This is a genomic window from Pseudomonas sp. S2_F03 (assembly GCF_054668335.1).
On the sequence record NZ_CP162759.1, the window covers coordinates 3,271,517 to 3,285,586 of the forward strand.

The following is a 14,070-nucleotide window of genomic DNA, read 5'->3' on the forward strand; positions in this document are numbered from 1 at the left end:
GATAGATATCGGCTTTTAGGCAAAAAAATATGACAAATGGTTTGTTGGTGGCTTCTAAAGCCGATATTTATCGGATATAAAGTCACCGCAGCCTCGGTGTGGACGAACCACGCCCGATGCTTCCCATTTCTGTCATGGGTCGAGGCCACACTCGACCCCACGCCTTTGCTCAGGAGCCGATTCATGAGCCGTATCGTTACCGTCGCCGCTACCCAGATGGCCTGTTCCTGGGACCTTGAAGCCAACATCGAAACCGCTGAGAAGCTGGTCCGTGAGGCTGCGGGCAAAGGCGCGCAGATCATCCTGATTCAGGAACTGTTCGAGAGCCCGTACTTCTGCCAGAAGCCGAACCCGGATTACCTGCAACTGGCCACGACCGTTGAAGACAACGTCGCCATCAAGCACTTCCAGAAAGTCGCCAAAGAGCTGCAAGTGGTGCTGCCGATCAGCTTCTACGAATTGGCCGGCCGTGCGCGTTTCAACAGCATCGCGATCATCGATGCCGACGGCTCCAACCTCGGGATTTATCGTAAAAGCCACATCCCGGACGGCCCTGGCTACCACGAGAAGTACTACTTCAATCCGGGCGATACCGGCTTCAAAGTGTGGAACACCCGTTACGCGAAAATCGGCGTGGGCATCTGCTGGGACCAGTGGTTCCCTGAGGCGGCGCGCAGCATGGCGTTGCAGGGCGCGGAAATCCTGTTCTACCCGACCGCCATCGGCAGCGAGCCGCACGACAAGACCATCTCTTCGCGTGATCACTGGCAGCGCGTGCAGCAGGGCCATGCCGGCGCCAACTTGATGCCGCTGATTGCCAGCAACCGTATCGGCAACGAAGAGCAGGACGGCTACGACATCACCTTCTATGGCTCATCGTTCATCGCCAACCAGTTCGGCGAAAAAGTTCAGGAGCTCAACAAAACCGAAGAAGGTATTCTGGTGCACACTTTCGACCTCGACGAGCTGGAACACATTCGCAGCGCGTGGGGTTCGTTCCGTGATCGCCGTCCTAACCTTTACGGCGCACTGAAAACTCTCGACGGTTCCCTGGAGTCCTGATTGTCATGACCACTTTGCACACCACGCCTCGCGCCGACGGTTTCTACATGCCGGCCGAATGGGCGCCACAAACCCAGACCTGGATGATTTGGCCCGAGCGCCCGGACAACTGGCGCCTGGGTGGCAAACCGGCGCAAGCCGCGCACGTGGCGGTGGCGAAAGCCATCGCGCGTTTCGAACCGGTGACCGTGGCGGTTTCCGCAGGCCAGTACGAAAACGCTCGCGCCCGTCTCGACGTGCCGAATATTCGTGTGGTGGAAATGTCCAGCGATGACGCATGGGTACGCGACACCGGTCCGACATTTGTCATCAATAACCGTGGCGAAGTCCGTGGTGTGAACTGGGACTTCAACTCGTGGGGTGGTTTCGACGGTGGCCTGTATTCGCCGTGGAGCCGTGATTCGCAGGTGGGCGGCAAGATCCTCGAGATCGAACGTAGCCAGCGCTATCGCACCGAGGGCTTCGTGCTCGAAGGCGGTTCGATTCACGTTGATGGCGAAGGCACTCTGATCACCACCGAAGAGTGCCTGCTCAACCGTAATCGCAATCCGCACCTTGGGCGTGCAGATATCGAAGCGGTGCTCAGCGCCAACCTGGCTGTGGATAAAATCATCTGGCTGCCGGACGGTTTGTTCAACGACGAAACCGACGGCCATGTGGATAACTTCTGCTGCTACGTGCGCCCGGGCGAAGTCTTGCTGGCCTGGACCGATGACCCGCAAGACCCGAACTACCCGCGCTGCCAGGCAGCAATGAACGTGCTGCAAAGCAGCACTGACGCCAAGGGCCGCCCATTCACGGTGCACAAGATGCCGATTCCGGGGCCGCTGTACGCGACCGAAGAAGAGTGCGCGGGTGTCGACCCGGTGGACGGCACTCAGGAACGAAATCCTTCCGTTCGTCTGGCCGGTTCCTACGTGAACTTCCTGATCGTCAATGGCGGCATCATTGCGCCGAGCTTCGATGACCCGATGGACGGCCCGGCAAAAGAAATTTTGCAGACGCTGTTCCCGCAACATGAAGTGGTGATGGTGCCGGGCCGTGAACTGTTACTGGGGGGCGGTAACATCCACTGCCTTACCCAACAACAACCCGCTCCGCACAAGGAGTGAGTGAGGTCGTAACAGCCTGAGTCGATTGCGAAATCGATCAAAAAAAGCAACCCCCTTTGCTGCTCGACGAAGAGCCCGCAATCCGTATGGACTGCGGGCTTCTTTGTATCCGCTTGTCGACAGATGCGAAACATTGGCACAGCTCTTGTATCTGTTATGGGTGAAACAGGGAGGGGGAGAACTGCGATGTTCTGTCATAAACCTTGGATAAGTTAGCCGCTCACAAACCAGGAGAGAGCGCTGAAATGAACGCCGAAGTGAACGTAGTGAGCGAGCGGGCGTCGCATCCCCTGGCAATTAATAGCGAATCGCTCCAGGTCCTTGCGCACTGGTTCAAGTCCAATGGAACGCGTCAGATCGGGGAACCTGATCCGCGCCGGATGATGATCGAGCGCTACCCCGCTGGTTTATTCAGCGAAGCGGAACTGGAAGCGTTGTGGGATGTGATGGAAGGATAAGAAGAATAAACAAAGGATTGATAAAGCGCTGCCGGGATGGCGGCGCTTTTTTTTTGCGTGAATTTTATGGGACGTAAACCGAACGTGTAGCAGCTGGCGAAGCCTGCGTCCGGCTGCGCAGCAGTCGTCAAACCGAACAGCGTGTTTTTTCAGAAAAACAGCGGTGTCCGGTTTACGAGGACTTCGTCCTCGAACGCAGCCTTCGGCAGCTGCTACAGGTTTTACTGCCTCCTTAGAAGCTGTAGGTTCCGGTCACCACCACGCTGCGCGGTTCGCCCGGCTGGATCTGCGCGGCACTCGTGGCGGAGGCGTAGTAGGTTTTATCGCTGATGTTGTTCAGCGCCGCGCGCAAGTCCCAGTCCTTGTGGCGGAACCCGGCCAGTGCATCCCAACGGCCATAACCGGGCAGCACAACCGTATTGAGGTTGTCGGCATAACGCTGGCCGACCAGGGTCAGGCCGGTTTCGGCGTACCAACCCATTTCCGGTTTCCACGTCAGGAACAGGCTGCCATTGTGCTTGGCCACATTGCTGATGCGTTTGCCTTCAAAGCCGTTGTTATCCTTCTCGACGGTGGCGTCCTGCACGCCCACACCACCGCGTACATACCAGTTGCCAGTGAGTTTGCCGGTGCCGGTCAGCTCGATTCCGCGCGAGCGTTGCAGGCCGCTCATCAAGGTCACGGTGGGGTCATTCGGGTCGCTGGTGCGACGGTTGTAGAGTTCCAGTTCGTAGATCGCCAGTGTGGTGCTCAGGCGATCATCGAGCCAATCGCTCTTCACCCCGATTTCTTTTTGCTTGGTCAGCTCCGGGCTCAAGTCATTGGCGTTACCGGGCGCACCCGGTGTGATGCCGATCAAACCGCCGCCCACCGGCGAAAAGGTTTTGGTCCAGGACGCGTAGAAGGAATGATTCTGCAGCGGCGTCCAGACCACCCCGACACGCGGGCTGGTGCTGTGGCTGTCACGGTCTTCGGAAATGTCCTTCAGCTTGTTGGTCGACTCAATGTCGAACGTGTCGTAACGCAGACCGGCCAGCAGTTGCCATTGATCGTTCAGGCGCAGTTGATCCTGCACGTACACCGCGCGGCTCTCGACTTCGGTGTGGCTGCTGCTGGACACCTGCATGCGTCCGGTATGGCGCAAATCGCGATTGGGGTTGTACAGGTCCAGGGCCGGCACGGGTGAACTGCCGCGTCCGGAAGTGGCGGCGTTGTACAAGGTCGGATCGCGGCGCTGGCTGCCCGTCTCGAGGCCGGTCAGCAGGCGATGCTCCAGTCCAAACGTGTGGAAACCGCCTTCCAGCTCAACGTTGTTGTACACGTTGCGGGTGGTCAGATCTTGCTGCCAGTGCTGGCGCGTCACCTTGTTGGTTGCCGGGGTGTAACCGGTCAGGTAAGTGTTGTCGAAATCGCTGTCGAGCTTGAACACGCCCAGGGTGTGGCGCAGTTGCCAGTTGTCGCTGAGTTCATAGCTGAGCCTGGAGCGTAGGGATTGCGACTTGTCGTCGATGAAATCGTGCTCGCTGCCGTAGGTCGTATCGCGTCCTACATCCGCCGGACGCCCATTCACACCGGGAACACCCCGATCCGGCGTACGGTTGTAGCGACTGTATTCGTATTGCACCAGCCAGTTCAGGTCCGGCGTCAGTTGCCAACTCATCGACGGCGCGAACAATTGCCGATTACCGCTGACGCCATCGCGAAAGCTGTTCTGATCCATGTTGCCCATGTTCAAACGCAGGCTGATGTTCTCGCTCGGGTCGGTGCTGAGGTCGGCATACAAGCTGCGCAGGTCATCGCTGCCACCCTGGGCTTCGAGGGTCGAGCGGCGACCGAACTCCGGCACCTTGCTGACCCGGTTGACGATGCCGCCCTGGCTGCCACGGCCATACAACACTGCTGCCGGGCCTTTGAGGACGTCGATGCGTTCGATGTTGTGCAAGTCGCGCACGTATTGGCTGTCATCGCGGATGCCGTCGAGGTAGAAGTCGTTGCTCGCGTCGAAGCCACGGATGCGCAGGCTGTCGAAGCGGGTATCGGCGCCACTGCTGACGTTGGGGAGGCCACTGAGCGCTGTGCCCAGGTCGTTGGTGCCGTAATCCATGACGTTCGAGGTTTTGATCGAGTCGATGGCCTGTGGCACGTAACGCACCGGGGTCTCTGTTCGGGTCGCGGTGTTGGTTTCTTTTACGCGAGGGTCATCAGCCTCCACATCGGCGCTGATCGCGGTCTCGGGTAAAACAGTGGTGGAAGCGCAGGCAAAACCGGTGGACAAAAAGGCAGACAGCCCAAGCGTAGCGGGCGTTAGACGGAACGGGGGCAGGCATCAAGAAGCGCATCCGAAAGGGGTGGGAAATTTCAGGGTGCGAATGGTAATGCTTGTTATTTACTTTCGTTAATTGTTCTTGAAAATGGTGGCTGTTTGATTGTGTCGAGTTGTGTCGAAGTTGCTACAACGGCCACGCGGCGTCATTCGACCGATTCATGAAACAGACTGAAAGCCATTCCAGCGTTTTTCCGAAACCACCTGAGGATTAGTCTGCCGGCCATTGAATCTTCCTGACGTATTGCCGGAGCCTTGCAATGATCCTTCATTATATTTACGACCCATTGTGCGGCTGGTGTTACGGCGCCAAACCGTTGGTACAGGCTGCCCAAGGCGTGTTGCCCGTGATCGCCCACGGCGGCGGCATGATGACCGGCGCCAACCGCCAGGCAGTTTCGCCACAACTGCGCAACTACGTGATGCCACACGACCGGCGCATCGCCGAGTTCACGGGCCAGCCCTTTGGTGAAGCCTATTTTGAAGGCCTGCTGCGTGATGAAACGGCGGTGTTCGATTCCGCTCCACCGATCGCTGCGGTGCTGGCCGCTGAGCAGATAGCGGGGCGCGGTGTCGAGTTGTTGGGGCGTTTGCAGACCGCTCACTATGTGGAAGGTCGGCGCATTGCGGACGAATCGGTGCTGCTTGAATTGGCAATAGGCATCGATTTGGAGCCCGTGGCATTTGCGGCCGCCTTGAAAAGTGCCAATACCGATCAGCACATCAAAGACAGTCGCGCCTTACTGGCCCGCGTCGGCGGTCAGGGTTTTCCAACGCTGGCGCTTGAGCAAGATGGCCAATTCTCCCTGGTTGATGTCAGCCCATGGCTCGGCAAGCCGGAGGCATTTGCGACCTGGCTTGCGCAAAGCGCTTAGGCGTTTTTCGTCTATCCATAGTCAATTCGTCAAATTGACAGGCAGTTGTGGGCCCGACTAGGATCGCGCCCAACGCCTGTGGCTAACCGCCACGACTCAAAAATAATAAAAGGTCCGCCACGATTTTTTCGTGTGCGGGCCTTTTTGTTTTGGGGTGAAAAAAGAGTGCGATAGCGCCGTTTCAGCCGTTCGACACAGCGCGTTTCAACCCGAAATAAGGAAAACAAGATGTTGAACAAGCGAATCAGCCTGATCGCTCTGGGGATATTGAGTGCAACACCGGCCATGGCTAACGACCAGGCCCAATCCAAGGGTTTCGTAGAAGACAGCAGCCTCAACGTGCTGCTGCGCAACGCCTACATGAACCGTGACTACAAAGACGGCAACCCGGATAAATCCGAGTGGGGCCAGGCGGCCATCGGCACGTTCTCGTCCGGCTTCACCCAAGGCACCGTGGGTGTGGTGTGGACGCTTTCGGTCTGTACGCCCTTAATCTGGAGCGCAGCGAAGACCGTAGCGGCGCGCAAGGCATCGACTTCTTCAAGAAGGGCGCCAGCGGCCAGCCTGCTGATGATCTGTCCAAGGGCGGCGCGGCCGTCAAATTCCGTCTGTCCAGCACCACGCTGACTTACGGCGACCAGATGCCGGCCCTGCCGGTGTTGAACTACGACAACTCGCGTCTACTGCCAGAAAGCTACACCGGTACCCTGATCACCTCCAAAGAGATCAAAGGCCTGCAACTGGACGCCGGCCGCTTCACCGCCGAGTCGCGTAAAGCGCTGAAGGCCGTGACAGCGGTGGCTTGAAGTCGATCAACGTATTGGGCGGCAGCTACCAGTTCACCGAACAATTCAAAGGCGCGCTGTACGCTTCCGATGTCGAAGACGTGCTGAAGAAGCAATACGTGAACGCCAACTACCTGTTCCCGATCGACAAGGATCAGTCCCTGACCTTGGACTTCAACGGTTACCGCACCAAGCTGGACGATGCTTACGTCCGCGAAAACGGGATCACCGGCGACGACAACAAGATCTGGAGCCTGGCCGCAACATTCGTCACCGGCCCGCACTCGTTCACCCTCGCGCACCAACGCAGCACCGGTGACAGCAACCTGGGCTACGCCTACGGTGGTTATCAGAAAGACCAGGGGCGTATCGGCGACGGCGGCAACACCATCTACCTGGCAAACTCCTACTGGTCCGACTTCAACGCTGAAGACGAGCGCAGCTGGCAGTTGGGCTACGGTTTGGACTTCAGCACATTCGGCGTTCCGGGCCTGACCTACAACTTCGCTTATGTGCGCGGTGACAACATCACCACGTCCACCAGCGAAGGCGGTACCGAGCGCGAAATCTTCAACCAGTTCAAGTACGTCGTGCAAAATGGCCCGGCCAAAGACCTGAGTGTGAAGTTGCGCAGTTCGGTTCTGCGTGTGTCGCAAAAATCCAGCGAGTACAACGTCAGCGGTAACGAAGTGCGTGTGTTCGTGGATTACCCGATCAGCATCTTCTGATGATCGACTGAGCGTTAAAACTCGAAAAAAACCCCGATTGATTCGGGGTTTTTTTTGCCTTGTGACTGCAACAACGCACTAAAAACCGCTGTTTTCAGTCTTGAAAAGTGGAATTGAAGCGACTTCATACTCCGTTTCAAGCAGTGCTTGATATGCCTGAAATTCTTTCTCATGGACGCAAATCCTGTGCTCTCTAGATTAGGTAGCTAAATGCACGGAGATTTTGAAAATGCTCGTTTTGAATAAAGAAGTGGGCGAATCGCTACGGCGCGACAAATACGTCAACGTCAAAAGTAGTGACTTCAATCTATTCGGTCACTTCTCCGACTTCGTCAGATTGACCCGAAGTTGGGAAAACATGGAGCCCGACAGTTACTACGGTCAGGCTGACGCGGGCAATCGATACCGTCGCTACAGTGATTTCGAATACAACCCGGTGACCCGTGAACTGACGCAGCTGGAACACCGCGCCTACGTCCAGTCCAAGGCTAACAACGCCTACGTGGGCGGAATGGTTCGGCACTTCCAGGACTTCTCCGATGAAATCATTCATTCGCCGGTGATGCGCAGCCTGATCGACACGGATTTCGAGGTGTACAAAAACGTTCTGCCGCCGGAACTGCACGATGAAATCTGGCAATGCCAGATTCACCAGATCCGCATCGAGATCAAGCCAGGCAAGCAACTGGAGATCACCCCGGAAGGCATTCACTGCGACGGTTACCCGTTCAGCGGCGTGCATTTCTGGGGGCGCAATAACGTGGAGGGGGCGGAAAGCCGCTTGTACAGCGCCCATGAACAAGAACATCTGGCGTCGACGACTTACACCGACATTCTCGACACCACTTACTTCCTGGATCGGGACATGCGCCACTACGTCACGCCGGCGCGCAACACCCATTCCCACGCCATGGCTTATCGGCAAATTCTGGCGATTTCCTTCTCGCGGCCCGGGACCGCTTTCGACATTGTTCGCTGAACAGTACAACGCCGCGATCAGCCTCGCCGAGTGCCCTGCACCGGTGATGTTGAGGCGTACGACAGCCAAGGATGCCCAGCGCCTGGAGCGCTTCTTCCGGCAATTCGAAGAGGTGTCGTTCTGCGAATGGCAGGACGCCAAATGCCTGCGCGGCGTGTTGGTGCAAAAGACCACCACCGCGTTCATCGCGCTGGACGCCAGTGGCGAAATCGTCGGCGCGGTACTGGGCGGCATGCTCGGCAGTCGCGGCACGATCAACCATTTGGCCGTGAGCCCGATGTATCGCAGCCAGGGTGTCGGTCAACGCTTGGTTGAAGCGGCATCGGCGGACATGAAACGCGTGGGCGTGCTGCGCATGTTCCTGTTTGTCGACGATGCCAACCTCGCCGGCAAACGTTTTTGGAGTGCCCAGGGTTTTTGCGAACCGCGTGGCGAAAGAACATTTGAGAGGGATCTATGAATGAGACGTCCAGCAGCCGTCCGCTGATGGTCGGGCCACAACAACGCTCGCGCACCTTTGCAGAAGCCAGCCCGGTAGTGGCGGGCTATTTCACGGTGTCGTTCGTGTTCGGCCTGATGGCGGTCAATGCCGGGATGCCGGTGTGGTTACCGGTCGCGATGTGCCTGTTTGTCTACGCCGGTGCTTCGCAGTTCGCTGCGCTGGCGCTGATTACCAGCGGCGCGTCACTGACCACCATCGTCCTCACCACGTTTCTGATCAACGCGCGGCACATGCTGATGTCCGTTTACATGGCCAAGGCGTTGCAGGCGATGGGGCTCAGTCGACTTGAGCGTTGGTGTTATGCGGGTGGGTTGACCGATGAGTCGTTCGCCTTCCACAGCGTCAAACTGGGCAAGGGTGCGCCGGTCAATGTGCGCTACCTGATCGGCTTCAATCTGTTTTGCCACACCTCGTGGGTGCTCGGCGGATTGCTCGGGGCGATTTGCGCGCAGTACGCGGCGCACTTGATCAAGTATCAGCTCGACTACGCGCTGACGGCGATGATGCTCTACGTGCTGGTTTCGCTGTGCAATACGCGTAACAAACTCATCGCTGCACTGGCCGCCGTCGCCTGTATGGGCGCACTGAGCCTGGTCGGCAGCTCGCCGTTCAACGTATTCATCGCCACCTTTGTGGGCTGCGGGGTGGGTGTATGCCTGACCAAACGTTCCTGATTCTGGTCGTCGTCCTGATGATGGCTGTGACGTTCTTGCCGCGTGCGCTGCCGCTGCAAGTGAACACCGACCATTGGCCGCCCTTCGTCGCCCGGGCGCTGGAATTCCTGCCGGTGGCGATCGTCGCTGCCATCAGCGTCACACCGCTGTTGATCAAGGATCAACACGTGCAGCTCGATCGCCCGGAATTTTATGCCGCGATTCCGACGTTGTTATGTGCGTACTTCAGCAAAAACCTCTTTCTCTCCGTTGCGGTGGGAACGGCTGCGTACATTGCGCTCGGTTCGTTCATGTAGCGCCAGGTCGACCACGTCGTGCAAAGCCTGGCCCGACAACTCTGGGTTATTGACCGCCAACCGAACTTCGAGGGCATCCTCGAAGCCAGGGAAAATGGTCAAGCCGTTACGTTGGGCGGCGTCACGGGACACCATGCCCAGGCCGTCCATTTGCGTGATCAAGGAGAGCGTCAGCGTCTCACTGCAGGAGTAAACCATCCGTTTGTTCGACTCGTAATTGCCAAGGCCGGCGTCGAGAAAGCGCAAGAAACTGTGGGAATACGGACAATCGTCGGCCGGACGCACCTGAAATTTGTTGCCAAGCATCACCAGCGGATCATGTTCCTGACCGCAATGGGCACCGACCACCTGCACCTGAACCTCGGGCAGGATAATGCTGGGCATCCCTGGCTGCTGCGGGCCGATCAACACGGCCAGGTCAAAGTCTTCGTTTTTGAGCTTGCTGAGGTTTTCCATCGACTCGGCGTAGCTGAATTCCAGCTGATAGTCGGGAAACACCTCAATCAGGCGTCCGATCATTCGCCGATTGAAGTCAGCCGAAAGCGTTGTGTTCAGCGCCACTTTGAGCGTGCGCTGCCCAGGCTCTTTCAGCGCAGCAACTTTTTCTTCCAGTTGCCGCGTGGCCACCAACACCTTGTCCATGAAAGGCGTGAGTTCCGAGCCCTGCGTGGTCAGGGTCAACCCCTTGTTGGAGCGACGAAACAACCGAAAACCAAACTGCTCTTCGACTTTGTTCAGCTGTGCAGCCAATGCCTGCACGGTCAAACAGGAATGCTCTGCCGCCGCTGACAATGAGCCAGTCTGCACAATGCGCATCAGGTTGCGTAGGGTTCTGCTATCCATTGGGTAATGCCCTCTGAAGTGGGCTGGCTATTGTTGTGTACCTGGCCGTCGGTTGGGCGATACGTGCTGGCTATAATCCTGCACCTGAACCCGCTTGTCCCGAGTTTAGTAGCGAATTGATGCTGGCGTCCGATGGTTGGAGGGTTGCGCAGGATCGCGGGTTTCTGGGGGAGGGTGGGTGATCGGGGTCAAAGAATGCTCGGACCGGGAGGTTTGGGCATTTTTTTGTCGTTTGTTTTCATATGGGCGCGCCATTTCGTACGTATAAGAAAGCCGCTACCTGCACGGCTATCGGACGTCTCCCAGTCAAAAAGAGGACCCGCCTGATTTCCATCCCTGACTTGTTTCGCTGAAATATCGACTCATCAATTCGAGATTTTTCTCCGAATTTGAGCCCATTGGATATCAAGGCATTTGCCCGCACCAACCAAGTGCAGTCGATCTCAATCACGCCTTGGACCAGGCACTAAACAAGCATCGGCATGGGATGTTGGTTTATCAACGATGTCTTCCCCACAAACAAAAAAAGCAGCCTGATTAGGCTGCTTTTCTTGAAGAGGTTGCTTGATATTGTGCTCCCTCAAGCAGGGGAGAAGAGGTCTCACCCGAGCGCTGATCTCCAGGTCATCAACGGGGTTCCTAACGCCGACTATCGCCACCTGATGGCAGTCGGTTTCGCGCTCTTGGACCGACTCTCTGCCACTTGCGACGTCGGTGTCAACTTGAAGATCTTGAGTCGACCATCCGGATAAATTTGACGATTTCGAAACGTTTTTATGCAAACAGGCAGTTTTATGATCGTTTTTATGCACGAAAACTCATTTTTATGCAGAGGGCCGAAATTACTAACGATGTCCTCAAGCTTAAAAGCCTCGAGTAATTCGGGGCTTTTAAGCGCGCGGTGGCTCGTCCCGATTAAGGTTTACACCTTGTTACCTCTTTTCAACGAGGGCATAAATTCACCTGTCACAGCAGGCTCCTCCACCACAAATGATCAAAACAATCATTTGAATGATTGATTTGCGCAGTTCATGACGAAAGCCTAAGATGAATTTGACTGAATTAATCACTGCGTGATCGATTCAGTCAGTTTCGAGGTGATAAACGTCTTGCCAAACAATTATAAAAGGAGACCCTCGTGGCCCAAATTCCTATCAAGCGCACCATAGAACGCATCCCTGGCGGCATGATGATTGTCCCGCTGCTGATCGGTTCGCTGGTGGCTACCTTTCTTCCCGATACACCGAAGTTTTTCGGCTCTTTCACCAATGCGCTGTTCACCGGGGCATTACCCATCCTCGCGGTGTTCTACGTTTGCATGGGCGCGAGCATCAACATCAAGGCCACGCCTTACCTGCTGAAGAAGGGCGGCACGCTGCTCATCACCAAAGTCGGCATCGCTGTCCTGATCGGCATTGTGCTTGGGCACTTCCTGGGTGAGCAGCCGGTTTCGTCAGGGCTGTTCGCCGGTATTTCCACGCTGGCGATCGTTGCTGCGATGAACGACACCAACGGCGGGTTGTACATGGCGCTGATGGGGCAATACGGTCGATCCGAAGACGTCGGTGCCTACTCGGTCATGTCCCTGGAGTCCGGGCCTTTTCTGACGATGGTCACCTTGGGTATCGCCGGCCTGTCGGCCTTCCCGTGGCCGACGCTGGTGGGCAGCATTCTGCCGCTGGCCCTGGGCATGTTGTTGGGCAATCTTGACCGTGACATGCGCGATTTTCTGGCCAAAGCCGTTCCGGTGATGATCCCGTTCTTCGCCCTGGCACTCGGCGCCAGCCTGGATTTGCATAACGTCTGGCAGGCCGGTTTGCTCGGTCTGGGAATGGGTGTTGCAGTTGTCGTGTTGACCGGTATCCCGCTGTTCTTCGCTGACCGTTTGACCGGTGGCACTGGCGTCGCCGGCGTCGCAGCGGCCACCACCGCCGGGAACGCCGCCGCCGTGCCAGCACTGATCGCGGCGGCCAATCCGGTGTACGCAGAAGCGGCCAAGAGCGCGACCATATTGGTCGCTGCTTGTGTCGTGGTCACAGCGATTCTCGCGCCGCTGCTCACCGCCGCCGTTGCAAAGCGCGTGCAACAACGCAATCCCGTCGTTATCCCTGAACCGGAGATCGAGCCTCAAAAGCAGGAGGCCTTGCGATGAGGATTCTGATCATCGCGGACGATTTGTCGGGCGCGGCAGATTGCGCCATCGGTTTTGCGAGCGCGGGGCTACAAACGGTGGTCACGCTCGACCCTTTGAATGACAAGGCTGACGCTCAGGTGATTGCGGCCGATACGGACACTCGACGCCTCTCGCCCGCGCAGGCCGCCGAGCGCACCGTCGCTGCATTTAAAGCGCTGCATCAACCTGGGCAGCGACTGTATAAAAAGATTGACTCGACCTTGCGCGGCAACTGGGCGGCCGAAGTCGCTGCCCTGCAACCGTTGGCAGGCCTGGCCATCGTCGCCCCGGCGTTTCCCGCCACCGGGCGTACGTTGCGTGGCGGTCGGGTGTTCGTGAACGGCCAGCCACTGGAAACCACCGACACCTGGAAACTCGAAAACGCCGACCGCCCGGCGGACGTCGAAGCGATGCTCATCGCCGCAGGCCTGAGCACCGCGAAGCTGGACCTCGACACCTTGCGCGGCAACGAAAATGCGCTCGCACAGCACATTATCGAAGTCGCCCGCAGCGGCACGCAGGCGTTGATCGTCGACGCACAAACCGAAGATGACCTGCTGACCCTCGCTCGCCTGACCGCGTCGATGGAACAGCCGGTGTTCTGGATCGGTTCGGGTGGTCTAGCTCGGGAAATAGCCGGTCTTCCTGGCTTCAGCGAAACAGGTTTCACGGCCATCGAACCCGATGCCGTCGAAAAAAGTCAGGCGCCTATCCTGATACTCGTCGGTAGCCTTTCCGGAGTCTGCGATCGGCAATGCGCACTGCTCAAGGAGCGTGGCGGCGTCAGCGAATTGGTCGTACCGCCCGAGGTCCTTCGCCAGGGCACAACGCATGTCGATTGGGCGACGTGGCAGGCGCGCATCGGCGAGCAACTGGACGGCTGGAGTGACCTGCTGCTGCGCATCGGCCTCGATGAGGCGTTCGATCCCCAGGAGGGCGCGCAACTCTCGAACCTGCTGGCCGTGTTGGTAGAGCCACACTTTGCCAAAATCGGCGGCTTGATCGCCACGGGTGGCGAGACGGCGCGGGCCATATTGACCACCGTCGGCATCGACAGCCTGCAACTGCTGACGGAAATCGAAGCCGGCGTCGCCTTCGCCCGCCCGACCGTTTCCCGGCAGGGCCATCGTCCCGGCATCGTTACCAAGGCAGGCGCGTTCGGCACCGATCACGCCTTGTATGCGGCATGGCAACACTTGAGCGACAACGCCAATCGCTCCCCGTCCAAACGCACACGAATCCAAGGACTCCAATGAACAC

The 14,070-nt window shown here is 57.7% G+C and carries 12 protein-coding genes and 1 pseudogene; 11 read left to right on the forward strand and 2 right to left on the reverse strand.

The window, feature by feature from the left end; all coding sequences use genetic code 11:
* Positions 1-183: 183 nt before the first annotated feature.
* The 3 genes from aguB to AB4N76_RS15380 all read left to right on the forward strand — a co-directional run bounded on the left by aguB (position 184) and on the right by AB4N76_RS15380 (position 2,632).
* The gene (gene aguB, locus AB4N76_RS15370) at positions 184-1,062 is read left to right on the forward strand and encodes an N-carbamoylputrescine amidase (RefSeq protein ID WP_046031278.1); all 879 of its coding nucleotides are present in this window, start codon (positions 184-186) and stop codon (positions 1,060-1,062) included.
* 5 nt (positions 1,063-1,067) lie between these two features.
* Positions 1,068-2,174, forward strand: a complete 1,107-nt coding sequence (gene aguA / locus AB4N76_RS15375; protein WP_046031277.1) for an agmatine deiminase — start codon at positions 1,068-1,070, stop codon at positions 2,172-2,174.
* A gap of 245 nt (positions 2,175-2,419) precedes the next feature.
* The gene (locus AB4N76_RS15380; protein ID WP_046031276.1) at positions 2,420-2,632 is read left to right on the forward strand and encodes a hypothetical protein; all 213 of its coding nucleotides are present in this window, start codon (positions 2,420-2,422) and stop codon (positions 2,630-2,632) included.
* 232 nt (positions 2,633-2,864) lie between these two features.
* Here AB4N76_RS15380 and AB4N76_RS15385 read toward each other — a convergent pair whose 3' ends face one another.
* Entirely contained in the window at positions 2,865-4,955 is a 2,091-nt protein-coding gene (locus AB4N76_RS15385) for a TonB-dependent receptor (RefSeq protein WP_460164615.1), read from the reverse strand.
* Between the two features lie 260 nt (positions 4,956-5,215).
* Here AB4N76_RS15385 and AB4N76_RS15390 point away from each other — a divergent pair, with 260 nt between their 5' ends.
* The 6 genes and pseudogenes from AB4N76_RS15390 (at position 5,216) to AB4N76_RS15415 (ending at position 9,794) form a co-directional block, all read left to right on the forward strand.
* Positions 5,216-5,830, forward strand: coding sequence for a DsbA family protein (locus AB4N76_RS15390; RefSeq protein WP_460163220.1), 615 nt, complete (start codon positions 5,216-5,218; stop codon positions 5,828-5,830).
* 228 nt (positions 5,831-6,058) lie between these two features.
* Positions 6,059-7,343 (forward strand): annotated as a pseudogene (locus AB4N76_RS15395) (OprD family porin).
* A gap of 229 nt (positions 7,344-7,572) precedes the next feature.
* Positions 7,573-8,322, forward strand: a complete 750-nt coding sequence (locus tag AB4N76_RS15400; RefSeq protein WP_046031273.1) for a 2OG-Fe dioxygenase family protein — start codon at positions 7,573-7,575, stop codon at positions 8,320-8,322.
* Between the two features lie 46 nt (positions 8,323-8,368).
* Complete coding sequence (locus tag AB4N76_RS15405) at positions 8,369-8,782, forward strand: GNAT family N-acetyltransferase (RefSeq protein ID WP_175649052.1); 414 nt, start codon at positions 8,369-8,371, stop codon at positions 8,780-8,782.
* Positions 8,779-9,498: an AzlC family ABC transporter permease gene (locus AB4N76_RS15410; protein WP_046031272.1), complete on the forward strand. Its 720-nt coding sequence runs from the start codon at positions 8,779-8,781 to the stop codon at positions 9,496-9,498. Before AB4N76_RS15405 ends, AB4N76_RS15410 begins: the two co-directional genes overlap by 4 nt.
* Positions 9,477-9,794: an AzlD domain-containing protein gene (locus AB4N76_RS15415; protein ID WP_077432265.1), complete on the forward strand. Its 318-nt coding sequence runs from the start codon at positions 9,477-9,479 to the stop codon at positions 9,792-9,794. Before AB4N76_RS15410 ends, AB4N76_RS15415 begins: the two co-directional genes overlap by 22 nt.
* Here AB4N76_RS15415 and AB4N76_RS15420 read toward each other — a convergent pair.
* Entirely contained in the window at positions 9,711-10,637 is a 927-nt protein-coding gene (locus AB4N76_RS15420; RefSeq protein WP_046031271.1) for a LysR family transcriptional regulator, read from the reverse strand. The genes AB4N76_RS15415 and AB4N76_RS15420 overlap by 84 nt on opposite strands.
* Positions 10,638-11,775: 1,138 nt before the next feature.
* Between AB4N76_RS15420 and AB4N76_RS15425 the strand changes: the two genes are divergently transcribed.
* Positions 11,776-12,789 (forward strand): 2-keto-3-deoxygluconate permease, encoded by a 1,014-nt coding sequence (locus AB4N76_RS15425; protein ID WP_077432267.1) that lies wholly within the window; start codon positions 11,776-11,778, stop codon positions 12,787-12,789.
* Positions 12,786-14,066: a four-carbon acid sugar kinase family protein gene (locus tag AB4N76_RS15430; RefSeq protein WP_460163221.1), complete on the forward strand. Its 1,281-nt coding sequence runs from the start codon at positions 12,786-12,788 to the stop codon at positions 14,064-14,066. The genes AB4N76_RS15425 and AB4N76_RS15430 overlap by 4 nt, the downstream gene beginning before the upstream one ends.
* Positions 14,067-14,070: the final 4 nt, after the last annotated feature.